The organism is Pseudooceanicola atlanticus, assembly GCF_000768315.1.
GTDB lineage: Bacteria > Pseudomonadota > Alphaproteobacteria > Rhodobacterales > Rhodobacteraceae > Pseudooceanicola > Pseudooceanicola atlanticus.
Genome location: NZ_AQQX01000005.1, coordinates 107,853 through 131,273, shown reverse-complemented (window position 1 = coordinate 131,273; position 23,421 = coordinate 107,853). Strand labels below are relative to the sequence as shown.

Sequence of the window (23,421 nt, the reverse complement as noted above, 5' to 3'; positions counted from 1 at the left end):
GGAGGTCAGCGCGCGGCTGCAACAGCCCGCTTGGTCATCACCTTGACCAGATGCGCCCGGTAATCCGCGCTGCCATGGAGGTCGGTGATCATGCCCTCAGCGCTGACGCTCAGTCCGTCCAGCGCATCGGGAGAGAAATTGGCGGACAGGGCTTCTTCACCCTCGGTCCATCGGAAGACGCCGTCTTCGGACGCTCCGGTGACAGCCACCCGCACGCCATCGGCGAATTTCGCGACGAACACACCCACCATGGCAAAGCGCGACGCGGGCTGTTCGAACTTCTGGTAGTTCGACGCCTCGGGGCGGGGGAACTTGACGGCGGTCACGATCTCTCCCTCCTCCAGGGCGGTGTCGAACATGCCGGTGAAGAAGTCGTCTGCCGCGATTTCCCGGCGGTCGGTGACGATGGTCGCGCCATGGGCCAGCGCTGCGGCAGGGTAGCAGGCCGCCGGATCATTGTTGGCGATCGATCCGCCGATGGTGCCACGATGGCGCACGGCCGGATCGCCGATTTTTCCGGCAAGCCCGGCGAGGCCGGGGTGGGAGCCCCCGGCCTCTTTGGCGACGGTGTCATGCTTGGTGGCACCGCCGATCCGCAGAACGCCGCCTTCGTCACTCAGGCCGACCATTTCGCTGATGCTGGAAAGTGACACCAGTTTCGATGGCGCGGCGAGGCGCGATTTGAGCGTCGGGATCAGGGTTTGCCCGCCGCTGAGGGGCTGCGCCTCGTCGCTTTTCAGGGCCGCGACGGCGTCTGCGATGGTTGTGGGACGTTCAATGTCGAATGCGTACATTTCAGATGTCTCCTCAGGCGTTGTTCATCGCCGACCACACCACATGCGGCGTGAGAGGCATGTCGATATGGGTGACGTTCTTGCCGCCCGATTGCAGCGCGTCGATCACCGCGTTCACGATGGTCGGCGGAGAGCCGATCGCCCCTGCCTCGCCACAGCCCTTCACGCCCAGCGGGTTGTGGGTGCAGGCCGTGCCCTGGCTGTGATCCACGGTGAAGAAGGGCAGGTCATCGGCGCGCGGCATGGTGTAGTCCATATAGGTCGCCGACAGCAGCTGGCCGTCCTCGTCGTAGCGGCAACCTTCCAGCAGCGCCTGGCCGATCCCCTGGCCCAGGCCGCCATGCACCTGGCCGGTCACGATCATCGGGTTCATGACATTGCCGAAATCGTCCACCGCGGCAAAACGGTCGACACGGACCTTGCCCGTTTCGGGGTCGACCTCGACCTCGCAGCAATAGGCGCCCGAAGGGTAGGTGAAGTTGGCCGGATCGTAGAAGGCCGTTTCCTCAAGCCCCGGTTCGATATCCTCAAGCGGGAATTCGTGGGGGATGTAGGCCTTCAGCGCCACCTCGCCGAAGGACACGGACTTGTCGGTGCCCGAGACGGTGAAGTTGCCGTCCTTCAGCTCGATATCGCTGTCGGAGGCTTCCAGCATATGGGCCGCGATCTTCTTGGCCTTGGCAATGATCTTGTCCGTTGCCCGCACCACGGCAGAGCCGCAGACAGCCAGGGAACGGGACCCGTAAGTGCCCATGCCGAAAGGGATCTTCGACGTGTCGCCATGCACGATCTCGATGGTCGACGGATCGATGCCCAGCATCTCGCCGACCACCTGCGGGAACACGGTTTCATGGCCCTGACCGTGGCTGTGCGCGCCGACCATGACGGCCAGGTTGCCGGTCGCGTTCACGCGAACCGTGGCCGCATCATAGAGGCCGACACGGCTGCCCAGCTGACCGACCAGGTTCGACGGCGCGATGCCGCAGGCCTCGATATAGGCGTTCACCCCAAAGCCGCGCAGCATGCCCTTGGCTTCGCTTACCTTGCGCCGTGCCTCGAACCCGTCGCGGTCGCAGACCTCGAGCATCTTGTCCATCAGCGCGTCGTAATTGCCGCTGTCGTATTCCAGACCGGCGGCCGACGTGAACGGATACATGTCCGGCTTCACGAAGTTCTTTCGGCGCAATTCGATCGGGTCCATGCCCAGTTCACGGGCGCATTTGTCGATGACACGCTCCAGCGAATAGGTCGCCTCGGGCCGGCCCGCGCCGCGATAGGCGTCGACGGGGGCGGTGTTGGTGAAGACAGCCTTCACGTTCACGTAGACGTTCGGGACGGTGTAGTTCCCGGCCATCAGCGTGCCATGCAGGAAGGTCGGCGTCGCGGTCGCGAAGTTCGACAGGTAGGCGCCAACGTTCGCGTAGGTCTCGGTGCGGAACGCCAGGAACTTGCCATCCGCGTCGGTGGCCAGTTCGATCTTGGTGACATGGTCGCGTCCATGGGCGTCGGTCAGGAAGGATTCCGACCGGTCCGCGGTCCATTTCACGGTCCGGCCCGTCCGCTTGGCCGCGGCCAGCACCAGCGCCTCTTCGCCGTAATGGTAGATTTTCGACCCGAAGCCGCCGCCGACATCAGGCGCGATCACCGTCAGCTTGTTCTCGGGGATGCCCATCACGAAGGCCGAGATCAGCAACCGCGTCAGGTGCGGGTTCTGCGATGTGGTATGCAGCGTGTATTCGTCACCCGATTCCTTGTAGGCGCCGATGGAAGACCGCGGCTCCATCGCGTTCGGCACCAGGCGGTTGTTCACCAGCTCGAGCGTCGTGACGTGATGGGCGTTCTTGATCGCCTCGTCGGTGGCCTGGCGGTTGTCCTCGATCCAGCCCCAGTCGAAGCACTGGTTGGTCTCGATCTCGTCATGCACGAAGTTGTCGCCCGAAAGCGCGGCCTTCACGTCGACGATGGCCGGCAGTTCCTCGATATCGATCTCGATGGCCTCAACCGCATCCATCGCCTGCTGCTTGGTCTCGGCGATGACGGCGGCATAGGCGTCGCCGACGTGGCGGACCTTGCGATGGGCCAGCACGGGCCGCTTGGGTTCCTTCATGGGCGTGCCGTCACGGCTGTTGATCAGCCAGCCGGCGGGGTTGCCGCCAACGTCCGCGAAGTCCTGGCCGGTGAACACGGCCAGCACACCTGGCATTGCCTCGGCGGCGGCGGTGTCTATGGACTTGATCAGGCCATGGGCGACTGTCGAACGGGCAAAGGCCGCATGGGCCAGGTCGCGGGTGGAAATGTCGTCGGTATATTCGCCCTTGCCCTTGAGGAAACGAACGTCCTCGCGGCGGCGGGTGGAGGCACCGATACCAGTGTCCTTGGGCATATGTTTTCTCCCTGAATGTGGTGACCGGCGGGCAGAGCTGCCCGCCCGGGCGGCTTATTCCGCGGCGATGGCGCTGACGTCCTGACCGGACGCGGCCATGATCGCCTTGACGATGTTGTGGTAGCCGGTGCAGCGGCAGATATTGCCTTCCAGATAGGCCCGCACCTCGTGTTCCGAGGGCTTGGGGTTCTCCTTCAGCAGATTGGCCGCCGTCATCACCATGCCGGGCGTGCAGAACCCGCACTGAAGCCCGTGATGTTCCTGGAACGCGGCCTGGATCACGGAAAGCGATCCATCCGCATTGGCCATGCCTTCGATCGTTGTGACCTCTGCGCCATCGGCCTCGGCGGCGAACATGGTGCAGGATTTGACGCTCTCGCCATTCACATGGACCGTGCAGGCCCCGCATTGCGACGTGTCACAGCCCACATGGGTGCCGGTCAGCCCGATATCGTCGCGCAGCAGCGACACCAGCAGGGTGTTGCCCTCCACGTCGCGGGACACGGATTTCCCGTTGATGGTTAGTGTTACCTTGGTCATGCCATTCCTCCCTTGATGTCTCTGGCCGGTCAGCTGACGAGCCGCCGGAACCAGCCTTTTTTCTTCTCGCCCTCGACGGGGGCGTCATTGGCGCTTTCCAGCTCTTCTTCCGGCTGGCCCACGGCCTCCTGAAAGTTGGAAAAGAACTGGTCGGCCATCTTCTTGGCAAAGCCGTCGATCACCCGCGATCCCAGCTGGGCAAGCTTGCCGCCCACCTTCGCCTCGACCTCGTAATGCAGGATCGTCGCGCCGCCATCGGCCTCCAGCCGCACCTTTGCGCCGCCCTTGGCAAAGCCGGCCGCGCCGCCCTTGCCCTCGCCCGAGATCGTCATGCTGTCGGGGGCGTTGATGTCCGAAAGCTCCACCAAGCCCTTGAACGTGGCCTTCACCGGGCCGACCTTCTGGGTCACCGTCGCCTCGAACCCGGTTTCGGGGGTACCGGACATCTCTTCGCAACCGGGTACGCAGGCCTTCAGCACCTCGGGGTCGAGAAGCGCCTGGAAGACGGTCTCGCGATCCGCGCTGATCCGTTTCTGATCACTGAGGTTCATAAGTCAGATTCCTTCATTTTGATCGGAGCGTAGGGACTAACGGGTGGTCGGCATATTCGACCAAGGGCGTAGGTCTCAGCGTTCCGGGGGCTGATGGGTCAGGCCGTGGCGGGCGTAGATCGCGGCGATACGCCCGTCCTCCAGCGCGTAACGCACCGCGTCGTCCACCGCGTAGGCGAGGGGGCGGAAACGGAAATTGATGGCCACGCCAAGGGTCCAGCGGCTGACCGCGAACCCGGCCAGCGGCGGCTGGTGCAGCGCGGTCTGTTCGCTCAGCCCGTATTCAAGCTGTCCGCGCGGGCCCATGGCGGCCTTGACCTCTCCGGCGTCGAGCGCCGCCATGGCCTGCGCCATGTCGGGGAAACGGCGGATATTGCCTGCCATCTGCCCGCCCGCGAAGCCCGACAGGTAGAAATCCGAGATCGAATCGTTCTCGACCGCGACGCTGTCGAACCGGAAATAGGCTGGCACCGGTTTCTCGTCGGGATAGGCCGCCATGTCATAGGCGATGGCAATGCTCTCGGCGGCGTACTGGCCGGTAAAGACCACCTGTTCGACCCGGCACTTGAACGCGGAATCATAGGGGATGCGCATCATCACGTTGGACACACGGCCACCGACGATGGCGCCGCGCCAGATATTGTTGCGCAGATCGGCGTCGAGGTTCTCGTCCGCAGAGACGAAGTTGAACCGCGCCTCGACCCCCAGATCTTCCGCGATCAGGCGCGCGATCTCGATATCAACGCCGCGCGGTTTGCCAGCCTGCTCCCAGCTGTAGGGCGGGAAGTCCTCGTACACGGCAAAGGCCATGTGACCCTGTTCGATCAGCGCATCCATGTCCTGGCCGACCTCCAGCGGGCCGACATTCTGCGGGCGCGGCTGCGGTACATAATCGGCGCAAGGATCAGCGGCGCGGACCGGCCCGGAAAGGGCCAGACCCGCCGCCGCGATGACCGAAAGGATCAGGGCAGGCGCACGCATCTCAATGCGCCGCGGACAAGCCGATCGTCAGCGTCTCGGCCGCGTCCTTGTAGGCGGCTTCGGTGCCGTCGATCATGTTCGCCGCCTTGTAGGCCACGGAATCGGCCACCGGCGCACCGGACAGGGTTTCGATCCCCTCCGCGATCTCGGACAGTCGCGTTTTCAGCGCATCGGCATCGGCGCCGCTGGCATCCTCGGCATAGCCCTGCAACTGGTCGCGGATCGTTTTCAGCTCGGCCGAGACCTCTTCCATCTGGTCGGTGTCGGGGCGGGTTTCGATATAGGTCCGGATCGCCCAAGCCGCTTCCTGGCCCAGCAATTCGCCGAACTCCGGCATCTTGGTGATCCCGTTCTGGGTATAGCCGTAGCGGAACCGCTCCACGTACCATTCATCGCCGTATTCCTCGGCCTCCAGGAACCGCAGGTCGGGGGCCAGCCCGCCGGACACAGCATCCAGCCCGTGACAGCGCGCGCAGTTCTGATTGTAGCCCGATGCGCCGATCTCGATCGAGGTCTTCCAGACATCTTCGCCCACCTTGTCGGCGCGGTAGGGGTTCTCGGTCAGCCATTCCTCGCCCACCTCGGGCAGTCCGGTCGTATCGACGGCCTGGGGCGCGACATCGCCATGGGCATGGGCAAGCGTGGCAATCGCGATCGCGGCCGCGGCGGCGCCGAACGCTTTGGGGAAGGCTTGGGTCATCTCTGGTCTCCTCCGGCAGAATGATGAATTGCCCGATGTTGTATGGGGCACTCATCTTTCGCGGTATTCGACTTTGGTTGCGGCCCGGCGCGAAGCGCGACCAAGGTCTAATACGCCGCGACCGATGCCGTCGTTACGCTGCAGGTCGGGAGGAATTGACAATGCTCAACCGCATGCTCTGTGCGGCCGCTCTGCTATGCTGCGCCCAGGCGGCCGTGGCAGAGGTTGCGGTCAGTATCGGACATCTCAGGGTTGCGCAGCCCTTGCCGCCGACCCTGTCGAACCTCGACCCGGTGCCCGGCGATCTGGGCCTGGCCGGGGCGCTGACCGGACTGTCAGACAACGCGACGACAGGGCGGTTCCTGGGCCACAGCTACGCCTTGTCGGACCGTGACGTGCCCGAAGGCGACGACCCGCTGTCGGCTGCCCGAACCATGCTGGCCGAGCATCGGTTCCTGCTGCTCGACGCCGCGCCCGAGGTGCAGCTGGCCATCGCCGACCTGCCCGAGGCCGAGGGTGCGCTGCTCTTCAACATATCCGAGGGGGCAGGGCATCTGCGCGATGCGGAATGCCGGGCGAACCTGTTGCATACGCTGCCCTCAGACGCGATGCGCACCGATGCGCTGGCGCAGGTTCTGGTGCAGAAACGCTGGACCGACCTCGCTTTGATCACCGGCACACATCCGGACGATATCGCCTATGCCGACGCGATGCGCCGCTCTCTCTCCAAGTTCGGGCTGAAGCTGCGCAAGGAAAAGACCTGGGCCTTCGACGCGGACATGCGCCGCAATGCGTCGCAGGAGGTCCCGCTTTTTACCCAGGACCTGGGCGATTACGACGCGCTGATCGTGGCGGATGAGCTGCACGATTTCGGCCGCTACGTGCTTTACAACACATGGGTCGCGCGGCCGGTGATCGGGTCCGAAGGGCTCAGCCCCGTGGGCTGGAGCCCGGTGATCGAACAATGGGGCGCCGCCCAACTGCAAAGCCGCTTTGCCGAGGCCCATGCCCGCGACATGGCCCCGGAAGATTACGCCGCCTGGGCCGCCCTGCGCACGATCGGCGAGGCGGTGACACGCACCGGCTCTGCCGACCCGGCGGAGCTGCGCGCCTACATCCTGTCGGAGGCGTTCGAACTGGCCGGGTTCAAGGGACGCCCGCTGTCATATCGCCGCTGGAACGGTCAGCTCCGCCAGCCGATCGCCGTCGTCCACCCCCGCGCGCTGGTCGCGCAGGCGCCGCTCGACGGCTTCCTGCACCGCGTGAACGAGCTCGACACGATCGGGCTCGATGAACCCGAAAGCAAATGCGAGGCCTTTCGATGAAAACCATGACCGCTCTTGTGACGATCCTGACGCTCGCCGCCGTCCCGGCGCTGGCCGACGAGATCTGGGTGACCAACGAAAAGGACGACACGGTCAGCGTGATCGACATCGAAACGCTCGAGGTCATCAAGACCTATCCGACCGGCGAACGCCCCCGCGGCATCACCTTTTCCAAGGATTTCTCGCACCTCTACATCTGCGCCTCTGACAGTGACGCCGTGCAGGTGATGGATCCCGAGACCGGAGAGATCCTGCATGACCTGCCCTCGGGCGAGGACCCGGAACAATTCGTGCTGCATCCCGACGACGTGCACCTCTATATCGCGAACGAGGATGACGCGATCACCACGGTGGTCGATACCCGGTCCCGCAAGGTCGTGGCCCAGATTGACGTGGGGGTGGAGCCCGAAGGCATGGCCGTCTCGCCCGATGGCAAGATCGCGATCACCACTTCTGAGACCACCAACATGGCGCATTGGATCGACACCGAAACGCAGCAGCTTTTCGCGAACACCCTGGTCGACAGCCGCCCCCGCCATGCCGAGTTCATCAAGGACGGGGCCGAGATGTGGGTGAGTTCGGAAATCGGTGGCACGATCACCGTTTTCGACACGGCCACGCAGACGGAAAAGGCCAAGATCGCCTTCGAGGTCAAGGGCGTGCATCCCGACCGCGTGCAGCCCGTCGGCTTTGAATTCACCGCCGGCGACAGCCATGCCTATGTCGCGCTCGGCCCGTCGAACCACGTGGCCGTCGTCAACGCAGACACCTACGAGGTCGAGGATTACATCCTAGTCGGTCGCCGGGTCTGGCACATGGAATTCAATCGCGACCGCTCGCGTCTGTTCACCACCAACGGGGTTTCGGGGGATGTGACCGTTATCGACGTCGCCAACCGCGAAGCCATCAAATCCATCAAAGTCGGCCGGTTCCCCTGGGGTGCCGCCTTCCGCCCCACTGAATGAGGCCCCCCATGAAACTGCTCTGGATCACGCTGATCGCCATGCTGACCGCAACTTACGCCATTGCCGATGACGAACGTCCGTCCTTCGGGGCGGCTGGCCTGCTGTCGGGCAAGAACAAGGAAGACCTGCCGCCGGTGATCCTGTCGGCCGGCATGCCCCTCGCCGACGCGCCCTGGGTGCTGAAATCCGGCACCTACTACGAGTTCGAGATACAGGGCGACGGCAGCCAGGAATTGGCGCTGGTCGGCCCGGAATTCTTCCGCGCCATCTGGATCGACGAGATCGTGGTGGAGGGGCTGGAGATCCGCCCCTTGGGCCTCGACAGCGTCGAATTCGACGAGGCGGGCGAGATGGAGATCGGCTTCATCGCGGTGAAGCCCGGCCGCTATCACATCAAGGTGCCCGGCACGATCGGGGAAACGCAACGCCTTGATATCACTATCGAATGACGCAGGCGCGGCGCGGATGAGCGGGCTTTCGGTTTCTGGTCTCAGCTATGCCTATGGCGGCAATCAGGCGCTGGAGGACGTGTCGTTTTCGGTCGCGCCGGGCCACTTCTGCGCTTTGCTGGGGCCGAACGGGGCGGGGAAATCAACCCTCTTCGCGCTACTGACCCGGCTGCTGACCAGCCGACACGGCCGGATCGAGATCGCGGGGCACGACCTGTCGCGCCACCCTCGCCGGGCGCTGGCCAGGCTGGGGATCGTGTTCCAGCAAACGACGCTCGATCTGGACCTGACCGTGCGCCAGAACCTGACCTATTTCGCCGCCCTGCACGGGATTGCGGGGCGCGACGCGCGGCGGCGTGTCGACGCGGCGCTCGACCGGCTCGACATGTTGCCGAGGGCCGGGGAAAAGGCGCGTCACCTGAATGGCGGCCACAAGCGCCGGACCGAGATCGCCCGCGCCCTGTTGCACGATCCGCAGGTCCTGTTGCTGGACGAACCGACCGTGGGTCTGGATGCCGCGGCCCGCCATGCGATCACCGGCCATGTTCACGACCTTGCGGCGGACGGTATCTCTGTCCTATGGGCGACGCATCTGACCGACGAAATCCGGCCCGAAGACCAACTGGTCGTTCTGCACCGTTCCCGCGTTCTGGCCGTCGGCACCGCAGGCGATATCGCCGCAGGGCAGGGCATGGCCGAGCGGTTTCTGGCGATGACCGGCGACGGGGGCACAAACGGAACTGCGCTTCAAAGGGCCGGGGGATCCGTTGCGTAGAATGGCGGAGGTTTCGGGTTCGGCCTGTCTTGGTCGCGCCGCGAACCGGGGGCAGGGATGCATCCTCCAGCCCCTGACAGGACGTTCCGTTTATCAAACCCCTTCAAGCCAAAGGTCCGCCGGTCCTGACCGTCATCGCATTTCGCCAGACCTACAGGACAGCGCCCCGTGACCGGCCACCTGACTGCCCTGCGCGCCATCATCCTGCGCGAGGCCCTGCGTTTCGTGCATCAGCGCGAACGGTTCGTCGCCGCGCTGGTCCGGCCCCTGGTCTGGCTGCTGGTCTTCGCTGCCGGCTTCCGCGCGGCCCTCGGTGTCAGTATCATTCCGCCCTACCAGACCTACATCACCTACGAGACCTACATCGTGCCCGGTCTCTGCGGAATGATCATGCTCTTCAACGGGATGCAGTCCTCCCTCAGCCTGGTCTACGACCGCGAAACCGGGTCGATGAAACTGCTTCTGACCAGCCCGCTGCCACGCTGGTGGCTGCTGTTCTCGAAACTCGTCGGCTCTACCGCGATCTCGATCCTTCAGGTCTATGCCTTCCTCGCCATCGCCGGGGCTTTCGGCATCACGCCCCCCTGGAAAGGCTACCTGACATTATTTCCGGCGCTGGTCGTGGTCGGGCTGATGCTGGGCGCGCTCGGGCTGGTCCTGTCCAGTTTCATCAAGCAGTTGGAGAACTTCGCGGGCGTGATGAACTTCGTCATCTTCCCGATGTTCTTCCTGTCCTCCGCGCTCTATCCGCTGTGGAAAATGGCAGAAAGTTCGGAGCTGCTCTACACGATCTGTGCCCTGAACCCGTTCACCCACGCGGTAGAGCTGCTCCGCTTCGCGCTCTACGGCCAGTTCAACGCCGCCGCACTGGGCTGGACGCTGCTGGCAACGGTCGTTTTCACCTGCGGCGCGATCTACGGTTACGACCCGGCGCGCGGCCTGAAAGGTCGCAAGGGCTGACCCGAACTACGACCATGGCGGGGATGACCCATGCGCGCAGGCCTCTTATCCTGCGCACCAAGGAGGACCCGATGAAACATGCACTGATCCTTGCCGCCCTTCTGGTCGCGACCCCCGCCCTGGCCGAGGAGGACCCGAACGCCCACGGCACGCTCAACCCGGATGAGATGACGTGGCAATCCAATGTCGACAAGGCCCGCAAGGGTAAGATCGACATGATGGTCTGCGCCAGCGGTTACCTGATGACGAAATCCGGGGACCATGCCTCGGCCCGCGCGATCTTCGAGGCCTGTGCCGCCGCCGGATATACCGGCGCGATGACCTGGATGAGCCAGTTGGACAATAACGGCCTGGGCGGAGACTACGACCCGGACGCCGCCGCCGAATGGGATCGCCGCGCGGCCGAGGCCGGTGATCCGGTGGGCAAGTTCAATTACGGTTTGGACCTGATGCGTGGCCATGGCGTGGCGAAGGACGAGGCGCTTGGCCGCCAATATGTGGACACCGCCGCCGCCGAAGGGCTGGACGTGGCCAAACGCCTGCAAGGCGCGGGCTATGACCTCGACGAGGTCACGCCGGATGCCGATGATTGGAAATACGCGCCGCTTTTCTAGGTGATCGCGCTGAGCGGGGCGAGGCTGGCCGGGCTGCCCTGCAAGCGGATGATCCGGTCTGACAGGTAGCGCGCCTCGGCTTCTGCATGGGTGACAAACAGCGTCGCGACCCGGTGCCGGTCCCTGAGCTTCAGGAACAGGTCCATCATGTCCTGCACCAGGGCCGCGTCCAGAGACACGAAGGGTTCGTCCAGCAACAAAAGGTCAGGCGCCGCGGCAAAAGCGCGGGCCAGGGCCACGCGCCGTTGCTGCCCCAGGGACAGCTGACCGGGGAAATCGCCGCTGCGTCCGGCCAGGCCGACCTCTGCCAGCATCGCTTCGGCCGCGTCGCGCGTCGCGCCGGTGGGCAGGCAGATATTGTCGCGAAGGCTCCGCCAGGGCAGCAGCGCCGGTTCCTGGAAAACGACGGCAACCCGCCCCTCGACCGAAACCCGCCCGGAATACCCGTCCTCAAGGCCCGCAAGGATACGCAGCAGCGTGGTCTTGCCGATCCCCGACGGGCCGACCAGCGCCAGGGTCTGCCCGCGCAGCAGGTCCAGGTGGATGTTGCGCAGGATGACCGACCCGCCGCGCGAGAAACTGGCAAGTTCCAGCCGCGCGACGGTGGTGGGGGGCAGGGCGTCCAGCATCAGCCGCCCGTGTTCAGGAAGACGCCATCGGGCAGCGTGTCGGTGGTTCCGACCAGCTCCGGCCCGCCCAGCTTCGCCATCAGGGCCAGCATCCGGGCCGCGGCGGCTTCGTCGATCGGGCCCGGCGCAGGGATGCCGGCGCGGAACCCGGCCTTCAGCGCCTCGAACTGGGCGTCGTTCTTCACGTTCATGATCGGGCGCAGCCGATCCCATTCCGCGTCATCCTCGGCCAGGCGCATCTTGGCGGCCCGGCTGGCGGCGGCAAAGCCCTGCACGAGGTCGGGATTGTCGCGCAGGAATTCGCCCTTCACGACATAGCCCAGCAGCGGGGTGTCGGGATCGAGGCCAAGCGCCCGCGCCGCGTCGGCCACGTCGATCAGCGTCCGCATGCCGGCGGCCTGCATCTTGGCGTTGAAATGCCAGTAGTTCAGCGCGCCATCGACCTCGCCCGACAGGGCGGATTTGAAGATCAGCGGCGGCGCGCCGAACACCTGTTCGGTCCCGGCCTTCAGGTCCAGCTCGTATTCCTGCTCCGCGTAGGCCTGCAGGATCAACCAGCTCTTGTCGAGCGGCCCGCCCGCGATGCCGATTGCCTTGCCCTGCATGTCCGACAGGCTTTGGGCGGGGCTGTCCTGCCTGACCAGCAGGCCGCCCACGGCGCGGGAATAGGGTATGAAGACGTAGTCCTTGCCCGCCGCCCGCTGCCGCGCCACCCACAGCCAGTCCGTGACCATCGCATCGGCCTCTCCGCCCTGGAAGGCGATCTGGCTGGCCGATCCGCCGGCCATGCCCTGCACCTCAAGCGCGAAGCCGTTGGCCGTGTCGTCGCCATTGTGGCGGATGCTGTCGAGCTCCCAGTTCACCGTACCGATCTTCAGCACGGCCACTTTAAGAACGGGCGCCTCGGCCAGCGCCGCTCCGGTGGAGAGGAGGCCGCACAGCGCGGCGGCCAGGAAGGTTCTGATGCGTGTCACGATGATGCTCCTTGCGATGTCTTTGTGCAGCCAGAGGTTGCATGGCCTGAGGGGCAGGAGGATCGTACCAACATGTCTCGGTTCATCATCCACGGACTGCGCGCATAGGGCTCCCCACCCGTTCCCCATGCGGGAACGGGCACAGACGGCCCCGGCAGAGCGCTTTCGTGCATGATGTTTCCTCCCTGCCGGACAGGTTAGCCCGATGGCGCGGATGTCGCATCGCGACTTTGGTTGTAGAGCAGGGCAGGGTCGTACGACCAATGTTCAATACCCGGATGCCGTGTTTGCCCGAATACTCCCGTCCAGTTCGTCCCGCGCTGTCTGTCCCGCGCCGGGCGGCAATGACCCTATGGGAGGAAACGCAATGAACAGATTCATACTTGCCCTGACGGCGTCCATGGTGGCGGCGAGCATGGCTTCGGCACAGGTCACGGAGGAAGACCTTGCCAACGATGCCGCCACGACCGGCGACGTGCTGACCAACGGGATGGGCCGCCACCTGCAGCGGTTCTCGCCGCTGGACACGCTGAACCGGGACAATATCGATAACCTGGTGCCGGCCTACGCCTTCTCGCTGGGCGGGGAAAAGCAGCGCGGCCAGGAAACCCAGCCGATCGTGCATGACGGGATCATGTACATCACCGGCTCCTATTCGCGTCTCTACGCCATCGACGCCCGCACCGGCGAAGAGCTCTGGCAATATGATGCGCGTCTGCCCGAGGGCATCCTGCCCTGCTGTGACGTGGTGAACCGCGGTGCAGCGATCTACGGCGACAACATCTATTTCGGCACGCTGGACGCGCGCATCGTTGCGCTGAACAAGGATACCGGCGACGTCGTCTGGAACAAGAAGATCGCGGATTACAAGGCGGGCTACAGCTATACCGCCGCCCCGCTGATCGTGAAGGGCCTGGTCATCACCGGCAATTCCGGCGGCGAGTTCGGGATCGTCGGCGAAGTGCAGGCGCGTGACGCCGAAACCGGCGAACTGGTCTGGACCCGCCCGGTGATCGAAGGCCACATGGGCACGCTCAACGGCGAGGAATCCACAATGACCGGTACGCTGAACGCGACCTGGCCGGGCGACATGTGGAAAACCGGTGGCGGGGCGACCTGGCTGGGCGGCTCCTACGACGCGGACACCGACACGCTGGTCTTCGGTACCGGGAACCCGGCGCCCTGGAACAGCCACCTGCGCAACGCAGGCACTCCGGTCGAGGGCAATGCGGGCGACAACCTCTATGCCGCCTCGCGCCTCGGCATCGACCCGGCGACCGGCGAGATCAAGTGGCACTTCCAGACCACCCCGCGCGAGGGCTGGGATTATGACGGCGTGAACGAGGTCGTGGCCTATACCGACCGCTCGGGCAACCAGCGTTACGCCACCGCGGACCGGAACGGCTTCTTCTACGTGCTGAACCGCGAAGACGGTGCGTTCGTTTCGGCCACGCCCTTCGTGAAGGACATCACCTGGGCCGAGGGCATCGACGACACCGGTCGCCCGATCTTCAACGAGGCCAACCGTCCCGGCAATCCGGCAGACGCCGCAGATGGGAAGAAGGGCGAGGTCGTCTTCTCTTCCCCGTCCTTCCTGGGCGGCAAGAACTGGATGCCGATGGCGCATTCGCCCGATACCGGTCTTTTCTACGTGCCGTCGAACGAATGGGGCATGGATATCTGGAACGAGCCGATTTCCTACAAGAAGGGCGCGGCCTACCTGGGGTCCGGCTTCACGATCAAGCCGAACTACGAGGACCATATCGGATCGCTCAAGGCCATCGACCCCGACACCGGCGAGGTGAAGTGGGAATACAAGAACGATGCCCCGCTCTGGGGTGGCGTGATGGCGACCGCCGGCGGGCTGGTCTTCACCGGAACCCCCGAAGGTGAGTTCAAGGCCTTCGACGCCGATAGCGGGGAAGAGCTGTGGTCCTTCCAGACCGGCTCCGGCATCGTCGGGCAGCCGATCACCTGGGAACAGGACGGCACCCAGTATGTCACCGTGATCTCAGGCTGGGGTGGCGCGGTTCCGCTCTGGGGTGGCGAGGTCGCCAAGAAGGTGAACTACCTCAACCAGGGTGGCCTGCTGTGGACCTTCCGCCTCCCGGAGCAGTTCGCGGCCAAGTAAGCCCCGCGCTTGACCCCCTGGAATGCGCCCCCCGCCGAGGGGGCGCATTTTTTCGTGCCCGGCATGCGGGCATAATACCTTTTGGTAACATCCCGACGCGCGAAATGGGGCTATAGTGATCTCATGAAAGTACAGCAGGTCCCCATGTCCGACACCGTCACCAACCCGTCCATCGGTCGTTGGGCGCTGATCGTCGATGATCACCCCCTGTTCTGCGATGCGCTGGAACTGACCCTGAAATCCGTCGCCGACTTCACCATGGTCCGCACCGCCAACAGCCTGGCCGCGGCCCTGGACGAACTTGAGGGCCTTCCCGCCCCGTCGATCATCCTTCTCGACCTCAACCTGCCCGATGTCAGCGGGCTGGACGGGCTGTTGAGCCTCAAGCGCAAGTCGGAGAAATCCGAGATCATCATCGTCTCGTCCCTGACGGAAAACGCCGTGATAAATTCGGCCATCGCCGCTGGGGCCTCGGGCTACGTGCCCAAGCATTCCAGCCGCAGCACCTTCAAGGAAGCAATGGACGAGATCCGCGCCGGCAATGTCTACAAGCCCGGCGGCTTCGTCGAAGGCGAGGACAGCGCAGTCGATACCCAGAGCGTGGAACGCCTGTCGTCGCTGACCAACCAGCAGGCCCGCATCCTGCACCTGATTTGCGAAGGCAAGCTGAACAAGCAGATCGCCTTCGACCTGTCGATTGCCGAAACCACGGTGAAGGCGCATGTCACTGCGATCATGCGGAAACTCGGTGTTCAAAGCCGCACCCAGGCCGTCCTTGTGGCGCATGAGGCCAGGTTTACAAGCCTATTGCCAAGCGAAGACTAGCGCCTCTATCGTTGTGGAAGGGAGGCCACAATTGATGCGACAGGACTTCGACCCGCCAGCGGGGTCGCGGCACTCTCTGTGCCGTGCGCAGGCGTCGGCGCATGACCCGCAAGCCGTTGAAAAACTGCTGAAAGACCTGGGGAACACCCCCATGTCGCTGGTCATCCTCTTTGTTTCACCCGATACCGACTTCGCGGCTTTCGTCTCGCGGTTCCGGGCGCATTTCCTCGACACCGATGTCGTCGCCTGCACCACCGCCGGAGAGATCGGCGCCGGCGGCTATGTCGAGGGCGAGGTGATCGCCATCGGCTTCCCGGCAGATCACTTCGTGTCCACCTCGATCCTGATCGAGGGGCTGACCGATCAGACCTCGCAAGGGGTCATCGACCGTATCGCCCTGGCCCGCGTCGCCCTGCAGGAACAGCACGAGGACAAGCCCCAGGGCTTTGCCTTCCTCGCCATCGACGGGCTGTCCCTGCGCGAAGATACGCTGACCTCGCTGATCGCGCCCGCCCTGCGGGACATGCCGCTCTTCGGTGGCTCTGCGGGGGATGGGCTGAATTTCGGGCGCACGCAGGTCTCGCTCAACGGTGAGGCCCGCCAGGACGCGGCCGTGCTGACCCTTATCCAGACCGATCTTCAGGCGCAGGTCTTCAGCATCGACCACCTCGTGCCCACGGAACGGCAGATGGTCGTGACCGGCGCCGACCCGGACCGGCGCATCGTCAAATCCATCAACGCCGAACCCGCGGCCCGCGAATATGCCCGCATCGTCGGCAAGGATCCCGATCAACTGGACCGCTTCACCTTTGCCTCGCACCCGGTCGTCGTCCGCATCGGCGACAGCCACCATGTCCGCGCGATCCAGCAGGTCAACGCGGATGGAGAACTGGTCTTCTTTTCCGCCGTGGACGAGGGCATGGTCCTGACCGTGGCCGAACCCCGCAACCTCGTCGAACATCTCGAGGAACAGCTGAACCTGATCGCCGGGGCAGGGCCGCTGACCGATATCCTAGGCTGCGACTGCATCCTGCGCCGCATCCAGGCCGAACAGAACCAGGCGACCCGCGATCTCTCTGACATCCTGGCCCGTCACAAGGTGATCGGCTTTTCGACCTACGGCGAACAGATCGGCCCGCTGCACGTCAACCACACGATGACCGGCGTGGCGCTCTACGCGAAGGATACGGAGGCCTCGTGATGTCGACCTCCCTCATAGACCCCAAGGATTCCCTGGAACGGCAGAACGAAAAGCTGCTTCAGATCGTCGGCGCGCTGATGCGCAAGGTCGAGAAAAAGAACGAACAATCCGGCGTCGCCTATGCCCAGTTCGAACGCGCCGCCCTGCTCGAGGTGCAGGTGCGCGAACGCACGATCGACCTGGAACGCACGCTGGACCTGCTGCAGGAATCCAATTCCCGGCTCGAGGCGGCGAACCGCGAAACCCTGATCGCGCGCGAAAACCTGATCGAGGCGATCGAGACCGTCAGCGAGGGCTTTGCGCTGTTCGGTCCCGACGACCGTCTGGTCCTTTATAACAGCCGCTTCTGCCGCGAATTGTCCGATGTCGAACCGCGCCTGCACGAGGGGCTGACCTTTTCCAACTACGTGCGCCTGATCTCCAACAGCCGTCACCTGTCGTTGCCCACGCCCATGACACCGCAGCTCTGGGCGACGCAGCGGACGCGGCGGCACCGGGATGATCGCGTCACCTTCAACGTGTCCCTGACCCATGACCGCTGGCTTCAGGTCAGCGAACACCGCACTGCGCGCGGCGGCACGGTGATCCTTCAGACCGACGTGACCAACATCATCCGGCTGGAACGCAAGGAACGCGAGAAGATGCGGGATGAACAGGCCCGCATCCTTCAGGCTACGCTCGACCACCTCAACCAGGGCGTCTGCATCTTCGACAAGGACAAGAACCTGGTCGGCTGGAACAAGCGGATGGATTACCTGCTGGACCTGCCCCCGCAGGAGCTCGCCCTGGGGCGCAACTTCATGATCCTGCTGGAGCGGTTGCGCGATCAGCTTGAATTCGTTGATGAATTCGACGGAGATATGCTGGTCCGCTGGGCCAACAACAACGAGGGCCGTCCCCCCGTCGCCTTCGAAGTGGTGCGCGCGGAACGCCAGATCCTCAACGTCTTCGCGCAGGAGATGCCGGATCGCGGCTTCGTCATCAGCTTCACCGACGTGACGGCGGAACGAGAGGCCGCGCGCGCCCTGTCCGAGATGAACGAGATGCTGGAACGTCGCGTCCAGGATCGCACCCGCGAACTGGGCATCGCCCTGTCCGAGGCCGAGCGCGCCAATGCCTCCAAGTCGCGCTTCGTGGCGGCGGCCAGCCACGACCTGCTGCAACCGCTCTCGGCCGCGAAACTGTTCATCAATTCCCTCGCCAACAGCGTGGAAAGCGTGGAACAACAAGACGTTGTGACCAAAGCGGAAAGCGCGCTGTCCAGCGTCGAACAGATCATCGAGGCGCTTCTCGACATCTCGCGGCTGGATGCGCGACGGCCCAATTTCGACGTCCGCACCGTGCGGCTGTCGGCGGTGCTGGACCCGCTGCGGGACGAGCTGACACCCGTCGCGGCGGCCAAGGGGATCGACCTGCGGGTCGTCGGCTCCGGCCTGTCGGTGCGCAGCGATCCGGGCTACCTGCGCCGGATCATCCAGAACCTCGTGTCCAACGCGATCCGCTACACCGACAGGGGCAAGGTGCTGGTCGGGGTGCGACGGGTCGGTGGCGTGGCGCGGGTCCAGGTCTGGGATACCGGGCGCGGGATCGCGAAAGAGGATCAGGCGAGTATCTTCCAGGAATTCAAGCGCTTGGACACCAGCCACACCGAACACAGCCTTGGCCTCGGCCTGGCCATCGTGGAGCGCGCCTGCAAGAGCCTCGATCATTCGCTGTCGCTGTTCTCCGAACCCGGGCAGGGCAGCGTCTTCAGTGTCGATCTGCCCGTGCGCCTCGGTGTGGCAGAGGCGCCGGCGCCGATCCCGGTCCGCCGCAAAGCCCCGGAATTGAACGGGGAAATTGTCTTCCTCGTGGAAAATGACGAAAGCATTGCCAAGGCGATGACCCTCACCATCGAGGGCTGGGGCGGCGAGGTCATCCATGCCTGGAATGGCGAAGAGGGCCTGCAATTGCTGTCGGAGATCGACCTGCGACCAGACGCGCTGGTGCTGGATTACCAGCTGGGCGACGGCATGAACGGTCTGGAATTATTGCACAAGATCAGGCGATTGCACGGAGACGTGCCCGCCCGGATCGTCAGTGCCAACCGCGGGCCGGAGCTGAACATGGCCTGCCGCGCGGCGGGGGTGAACCTGCTGCCCAAGCCTATCGACTGGACAGAGTTCTTCACCTTCCTCAATGGCTGCGCCCTGCAGAGGACCTGACGGTTTTCACCAGTATTTCAGAGGGGTTGGGGCGGCGTGTCGCCGCCCCCGACGATCAGAATTCGATCGGTTTCAGCACTTCGGGCTCGACCACGTTGGTGCCGGGCAGGGCGTCGATCATCTCCTGCGCCGACTGGGCGAGCAGCGGGAAGGTCTTGTAGTGGCACGGGATGATCGTCTTGAAATCAAAGAAGGTTTTCGCGGCATAGGCGGCGCGCTTCATGTCCATCGTGAAATGCCCGCCGGAGCAGAGCAGCCCGATGTCGGGTTCGTGCAAGTCATTGAAAATCTTCATGTCCGCCATGACGTCGGTGTCACCGGAGAAGTAGATCGTATGGCCTTCGCCCGAGATCATGAAGCCGGATTCCCCGCCCGCATAGCTGCCATCGGGGGTGGAGGAGGAATGCGTGGCATGGACCATCGTGACCTTCACGTCGCCGATGGAAATCGTGCCACCCTTGTTGAATCCATTGGCTTTTTCGACGCCATTATTGCCCAGCCACCCCATCAGCTCGACCATGCCGGAGACGGGCAGGTCGTTGGATTTCGCGATGTCGATCAGGTCGCCGACATGGTCGCCATGACCGTGGGAGGCGAGGATATGGGTAACGCCCTCGATCGCTTCGGCGCGGCGGTCTTCGGGGAACAGCGGATTGCCCGTCAGGAACGGATCGATCAGCAGGATTTCCCCTGCGATTTCAATACGGAAGCCGGAATGGCCGAGCCAGGTGATTTTCATGTTGTCCTCCTATGACTTTGGCGAGAGCGTAGCGCAGGAACGGCATAAGGAAACCCCCGATGGAATGGAGCGCTCAGGTCGACGGATATTGCGAAAGGCTGGGGCCCGGTTTCTGGGCGGAGCCGGTCAACGCATTGACAAACCTCGCCTTTATCGTCGCGGCGATCTGGGCCTGGCGGCGGGGCGAGGGGGTGGTGCCGGTGCGGGTGCTGGCGGCGATCCTGTTTGCCATCGGGGTGGGGTCGGGGCTCTTCCACACGCTGGCCACGCGCTGGGCCGGGGTGGCGGATGTGGTGCCGATCCTGATCTACATCCTGACCTATATCTATCTGGCAAATAAGCACTTTTTGGGTCTGAGCTGGGTCTGGTCCGGGGTCGGGACGGCGCTGTTTTTCCCCTATGCGGCGGCGACCGTGCCCTTGTTCGCGATGGTGCCGGGGCTGGGCGGGTCGGCAGGATATGCGCCGGTGCCGCTGTTGATCTTTGCCTATGCCGTGGCGCTGCGGCACCGTCTGCCCGAGGTCGCGCAGGGACTGGCGATCGGGGCAGGCATACTGGTTTTGTCCATATTGTTCAGGGCCTTGGACATGGGGGTCTGCACGGGTTGGCCGCTGGGGACGCATTTCATGTGGCACATCCTGAACGCCGTGATGCTGGGCTGGATGATCGAGGTTCTGTGGCGGTTCCTGGTCAAAGGTTAACGGGCCCGCCCGAATCGGGGGAAGGGCCGGGTTAACAAGGGCTTGGGGCCGAAAACCGGCATCGGCATCGCGTCGGTATCACGTCGGTATTGCGTCGGTATGCCGTCGGTACGGGGCGGGTGTTAAGGGACCGTGCGGAGCAGGCGATATCCGGCAACAGAGACATGTCACATTCGCGGTCCGCCGGGACGGAAGTCCGCCGCAACAGAACCCCGCTCGACCAGCGTAGCGCGGTCAAATCCGCAGTCCCGGCCCGGTTCCGGTTTGCAAACGGCGCCACACGGCTTTGCAAAGCGCAGAAAAGGCGCGCGACACCCCCGCCGGACCCTGCGGGAGCGCTTGCGGCCAAGGGGGCAGGGCGGTAAACGGGGCCGAACCAAGTTCGGGAGTCCCCATGTCGATTGACACAGCCACAGCCGCCCGCGTCGCAAAGCTTGCGCGTATCAAGGTCGAGGATGACGCTCTGCCCGCGCTCGCGCAGGAATTCAACACCATCCTCGGCTTCATCGAACAGCTGAACGAGGTGGATGTCGAGGGGATCGAACCGATGACCAGCGTGACGCCGCAGCGGCTGAAGCGGCGCGAGGACGTGGTGACCGAGGGCGACCAGCAGGACAAGGTCCTGAAGAACGCGCCCGATGCCCGCGAAGGGTTCTTCGCCGTCCCCAAAGTCGTGGAGTGAGACGATGAGCGAGCTGACCAAACTGACCATCGCCGAAGCCCGTGATGCGCTGCGCAAGGGCGACGTGACCAGCGTCGAGCTGACCGAGGCCAGCCTGAAGGCCATTGACGCCGCGGACGCGCTGAACGCCTTCGTGCACAAGACCCCCGAGATCGCGATGGAGCGGGCCCGCGCCGCCGATGAGCGCCTCAAGGCAGGCGACGCGCCGGCCATGTGCGGCATCCCGGTGGGCATCAAGGACCTGTTCTGCACCAAGGGTGTCGAAAGCCAGGCGGCGAGCCGGATCCTGGAAGGGTTCAAGCCGGAATACGAATCCACGATCAGCCAGAACCTGATCGACGCGGGCGCCGTGATGGTGGGAAAGCTGAACATGGACGAATTCGCCATGGGCTCATCCAACGAGACCTCGACCTATGGCAACGCGGTGAACCCGTGGCGTCGTGGCAATGACGAGGCACAGCTGACCCCGGGCGGGTCCTCGGGCGGCTCGGCCTCGGCGGTGGCGGCGGACCTCTGCCTCGCGGCGACCGGGACCGATACCGGCGGGTCCATCCGCCAGCCCGCCGCCTTCACCGGCATCACCGGGATCAAGCCGACCTATGGTCGCTGTTCCCGGTGGGGCACGATCGCCTTTGCCTCGTCGCTGGACCAGGCGGGCCCGATGACCAAGGACGTGCGCGACGCCGCCATCATGCTGGAGGCGATGTGTTCGCACGACCCGAAGGACAGTACCTCGGTCGATCTGGCCGTGCCGGATTTCGAAGCGGCGCTGACCGGTGACATCAAGGGCAAGACCATCGGTATTCCCAAGGAATATCATATGGATGGGATGCCCGACGAGATCGAGGACCTGTGGACCCGCGGCAAGGAAATGCTGGCCGATGCGGGCGCGAAGGTGGTCGATATCACGCTGCCGCACACGAAATACGCGCTGCCGGCCTATTACGTGATCGCGCCGGCCGAGGCGTCTTCGAACCTCGCCCGCTATGACGGTGTGCGCTATGGCCACCGCGCCAAGCTGGCCCAGGGCGATGGCATCACCGAGATGTACGAGAAGACCCGCGCCGAGGGCTTTGGGGCCGAAGTGCAGCGCCGCGTCATGGTCGGCACCTACGTGCTGTCCGCGGGCTTCTACGACGCCTATTACAACCGCGCGCGCAAGGTGCGGGCGCTGATCAAGCGCGACTTCGACGAGGTCTTTGCCGTAGGGGTCGACGCGATCCTGACGCCGGCCACGCCCTCGGCCGCTTTCGGGCTGGGCGAGATGAAGGACGCCGATCCGGTGCAGATGTACCTCAACGACGTGTTCACGGTGACGGTCAACCTGGCCGGCCTGCCGGGCATCGCGGTGCCGGCCGGTCTGGACAAGCAGGGCCTGCCGCTTGGGCTTCAGCTGATCGGCAAGCCCTGGGAAGAGGCGGATCTGCTGAACACCGCCTATGCGCTGGAAAAGGCGGCTGGATTTGTGGCGAAACCGGCTAAATGGTGGTAAAGACGGTCCATTCCTTTTGGACCGGCGCAGTTCGGTGAGATTTGGGTGAGCAGATCATGGACATGACGAAGCGGCAGTTCCGGCTGGGGATGATGGCCCTGGCCCTGACGGGGATTGCAGCCTGTCAACCGGTGGTTCCCGATAGCGGGGCCGGTGTCGGTTTTGGCGATTATTCCGAGTACCAGCGCCAGCGCGAGGCGCAGCTGGCGGGCCGCGCCAGTGCGGTGCCGGCGGCGCCGATGGTGACCTCGCAGCCGCTGGACGGGACCGGCACGGCCAATGCCGCCGACCCGGCAAGCGATGCCGAAGCCCTGGCCGCCGAGGCCAGCGCTGCAATCGCGCGCGCCGGGTCCAACAGCGGTCAGCAGCCGCTGGATGCCAGCCCGTCGAACCCGGCGCCGGTTGCGGTGAACCAGATGGGCATTTCGCAGGAAAACGATTTCGACGCGGTGGGCGAGCAGCGTTCCATCGCGAGCGACCGTGCCCTGATCGAAGAGAACCGCGCCAATTACACCCAGGTCCAGCCCGAGGCGTTGCCCGCGCGCAGCAATACCGGGCCGAACATCGTGGCCTATGCGTTGCAGACCTCGCATGCGGTGGGGCAGCAGCAATACCGGCGGACCAATTTCGGCGGTGCCTCGCGCTATGAGCGCAATTGTGCGGGCTATCCTTCGCCCGATCTGGCGCAGACCGATTTCCTGAAAGCCGGCGGGCCGGAGCGGGATCGCAAGGGGCTGGATCCGGATGGGGACGGCTATGCCTGTTCCTGGGATCCGCGGCCCTTCCGCAAGGCGGCGGGCGGCTGA

General features: G+C 64.6%; 23 protein-coding genes. 14 read left to right on the top strand and 9 right to left on the bottom strand.

All coding sequences use genetic code 11. The features are described from left to right. Positions 1-5 precede the first annotated feature (5 nt). The 6 genes from ATO9_RS14060 to pedF form a co-directional block, all read right to left on the bottom strand. Positions 6-794, bottom strand: a complete 789-nt coding sequence (locus tag ATO9_RS14060; RefSeq protein WP_043750232.1) for an FAD binding domain-containing protein — start codon at positions 792-794, stop codon at positions 6-8. A 13-nt stretch (positions 795-807) separates the two neighbouring features. Then, positions 808-3,177: a xanthine dehydrogenase family protein molybdopterin-binding subunit gene (locus ATO9_RS14055; RefSeq protein WP_043750230.1), complete on the bottom strand. Its 2,370-nt coding sequence runs from the start codon at positions 3,175-3,177 to the stop codon at positions 808-810. 54 nt (positions 3,178-3,231) lie between these two features. Then, the gene (locus ATO9_RS14050; RefSeq protein ID WP_043750227.1) at positions 3,232-3,717 is read right to left on the bottom strand and encodes a (2Fe-2S)-binding protein; all 486 of its coding nucleotides are present in this window, start codon (positions 3,715-3,717) and stop codon (positions 3,232-3,234) included. Positions 3,718-3,746: 29 nt separating this feature from the next. Next, positions 3,747-4,268, bottom strand: a complete 522-nt coding sequence (locus tag ATO9_RS14045; protein WP_043750222.1) for an SRPBCC family protein — start codon at positions 4,266-4,268, stop codon at positions 3,747-3,749. Positions 4,269-4,343: 75 nt separating this feature from the next. Beyond that, the gene (locus ATO9_RS14040; protein WP_043750219.1) at positions 4,344-5,249 is read right to left on the bottom strand and encodes a substrate-binding periplasmic protein; all 906 of its coding nucleotides are present in this window, start codon (positions 5,247-5,249) and stop codon (positions 4,344-4,346) included. Position 5,250: 1 nt separating this feature from the next. Then, positions 5,251-5,949 (bottom strand): cytochrome c-550 PedF, encoded by a 699-nt coding sequence (gene pedF, locus ATO9_RS14035; RefSeq protein ID WP_043750217.1) that lies wholly within the window; start codon positions 5,947-5,949, stop codon positions 5,251-5,253. Between the two features lie 161 nt (positions 5,950-6,110). On the opposite strand from pedF, the gene ATO9_RS14030 reads away from it, so the two are divergent. The 6 genes from ATO9_RS14030 (at position 6,111) to ATO9_RS14005 (ending at position 11,037) form a co-directional block, all read left to right on the top strand. Beyond that, positions 6,111-7,274: an ABC transporter substrate-binding protein gene (locus ATO9_RS14030; protein ID WP_043750215.1), complete on the top strand. Its 1,164-nt coding sequence runs from the start codon at positions 6,111-6,113 to the stop codon at positions 7,272-7,274. After that, positions 7,271-8,239 (top strand): YVTN family beta-propeller repeat protein, encoded by a 969-nt coding sequence (locus ATO9_RS14025; RefSeq protein WP_081979589.1) that lies wholly within the window; start codon positions 7,271-7,273, stop codon positions 8,237-8,239. The genes ATO9_RS14030 and ATO9_RS14025 overlap by 4 nt, the downstream gene beginning before the upstream one ends. Before the next feature lie 8 nt (positions 8,240-8,247). Next, positions 8,248-8,688: a hypothetical protein gene (locus ATO9_RS14020; protein ID WP_081979588.1), complete on the top strand. Its 441-nt coding sequence runs from the start codon at positions 8,248-8,250 to the stop codon at positions 8,686-8,688. Between the two features lie 16 nt (positions 8,689-8,704). Next, a complete protein-coding gene (locus tag ATO9_RS14015) occupies positions 8,705-9,463 on the top strand; it encodes an ABC transporter ATP-binding protein (RefSeq protein WP_052418331.1) in 759 nt (252 codons plus the stop codon). Between the two features lie 168 nt (positions 9,464-9,631). Further along, positions 9,632-10,423 (top strand): ABC transporter permease, encoded by a 792-nt coding sequence (locus tag ATO9_RS14010; protein WP_043750211.1) that lies wholly within the window; start codon positions 9,632-9,634, stop codon positions 10,421-10,423. Positions 10,424-10,494: 71 nt separating this feature from the next. After that, positions 10,495-11,037, top strand: a complete 543-nt coding sequence (locus tag ATO9_RS14005) for a tetratricopeptide repeat protein (RefSeq protein WP_043750543.1) — start codon at positions 10,495-10,497, stop codon at positions 11,035-11,037. On the opposite strand, the gene ATO9_RS14000 is transcribed toward ATO9_RS14005, so the two are convergent. Next, a complete protein-coding gene (locus ATO9_RS14000) occupies positions 11,034-11,666 on the bottom strand; it encodes an ATP-binding cassette domain-containing protein (RefSeq protein ID WP_043750209.1) in 633 nt (210 codons plus the stop codon). The two genes, ATO9_RS14005 and ATO9_RS14000, sit on opposite strands and share 4 nt — an antisense overlap. Further along, positions 11,666-12,631: an ABC transporter substrate-binding protein gene (locus ATO9_RS13995; RefSeq protein WP_043750540.1), complete on the bottom strand. Its 966-nt coding sequence runs from the start codon at positions 12,629-12,631 to the stop codon at positions 11,666-11,668. The genes ATO9_RS14000 and ATO9_RS13995 overlap by 1 nt, the downstream gene beginning before the upstream one ends. 376 nt (positions 12,632-13,007) lie before the next feature. Here ATO9_RS13995 and ATO9_RS13990 point away from each other — a divergent pair, with 376 nt between their 5' ends. The 4 genes from ATO9_RS13990 (at position 13,008) to ATO9_RS13975 (ending at position 19,001) form a co-directional block, all read left to right on the top strand. Beyond that, positions 13,008-14,771 (top strand): PQQ-dependent methanol/ethanol family dehydrogenase, encoded by a 1,764-nt coding sequence (locus ATO9_RS13990; RefSeq protein WP_043750191.1) that lies wholly within the window; start codon positions 13,008-13,010, stop codon positions 14,769-14,771. 144 nt (positions 14,772-14,915) lie between these two features. After that, complete coding sequence (locus tag ATO9_RS13985) at positions 14,916-15,596, top strand: response regulator (RefSeq protein WP_043750189.1); 681 nt, start codon at positions 14,916-14,918, stop codon at positions 15,594-15,596. A 151-nt stretch (positions 15,597-15,747) separates the two neighbouring features. Beyond that, on the top strand, positions 15,748-16,797 hold the full coding sequence (locus ATO9_RS13980) for an FIST N-terminal domain-containing protein (protein WP_081979594.1): 1,050 nt from the start codon (positions 15,748-15,750) through the stop codon (positions 16,795-16,797). Next, positions 16,797-19,001 carry a hybrid sensor histidine kinase/response regulator gene (locus tag ATO9_RS13975; protein WP_043750186.1) on the top strand — a complete coding sequence of 735 codons (2,205 nt, stop codon included), beginning with the start codon at positions 16,797-16,799 and terminating at the stop codon, positions 18,999-19,001. The genes ATO9_RS13980 and ATO9_RS13975 overlap by 1 nt, the downstream gene beginning before the upstream one ends. 55 nt (positions 19,002-19,056) lie before the next feature. Here ATO9_RS13975 and ATO9_RS13970 read toward each other — a convergent pair whose 3' ends face one another. Further along, positions 19,057-19,740: a metal-dependent hydrolase gene (locus ATO9_RS13970; protein WP_043750184.1), complete on the bottom strand. Its 684-nt coding sequence runs from the start codon at positions 19,738-19,740 to the stop codon at positions 19,057-19,059. A gap of 59 nt (positions 19,741-19,799) precedes the next feature. Between ATO9_RS13970 and ATO9_RS13965 the strand changes: the two genes are divergently transcribed. From ATO9_RS13965 to ATO9_RS13950, 4 genes are all read left to right on the top strand, one after another. Next, entirely contained in the window at positions 19,800-20,441 is a 642-nt protein-coding gene (locus tag ATO9_RS13965) for a membrane protein (protein WP_043750181.1), read from the top strand. 394 nt (positions 20,442-20,835) lie between these two features. After that, positions 20,836-21,123 carry an Asp-tRNA(Asn)/Glu-tRNA(Gln) amidotransferase subunit GatC gene (gatC, locus tag ATO9_RS13960; RefSeq protein ID WP_043750178.1) on the top strand — a complete coding sequence of 96 codons (288 nt, stop codon included), beginning with the start codon at positions 20,836-20,838 and terminating at the stop codon, positions 21,121-21,123. Between the two features lie 4 nt (positions 21,124-21,127). Beyond that, entirely contained in the window at positions 21,128-22,615 is a 1,488-nt protein-coding gene (gene gatA / locus ATO9_RS13955; protein WP_043750176.1) for an Asp-tRNA(Asn)/Glu-tRNA(Gln) amidotransferase subunit GatA, read from the top strand. A gap of 62 nt (positions 22,616-22,677) precedes the next feature. Further along, positions 22,678-23,421 (top strand): hypothetical protein, encoded by a 744-nt coding sequence (locus ATO9_RS13950; protein ID WP_052418340.1) that lies wholly within the window; start codon positions 22,678-22,680, stop codon positions 23,419-23,421.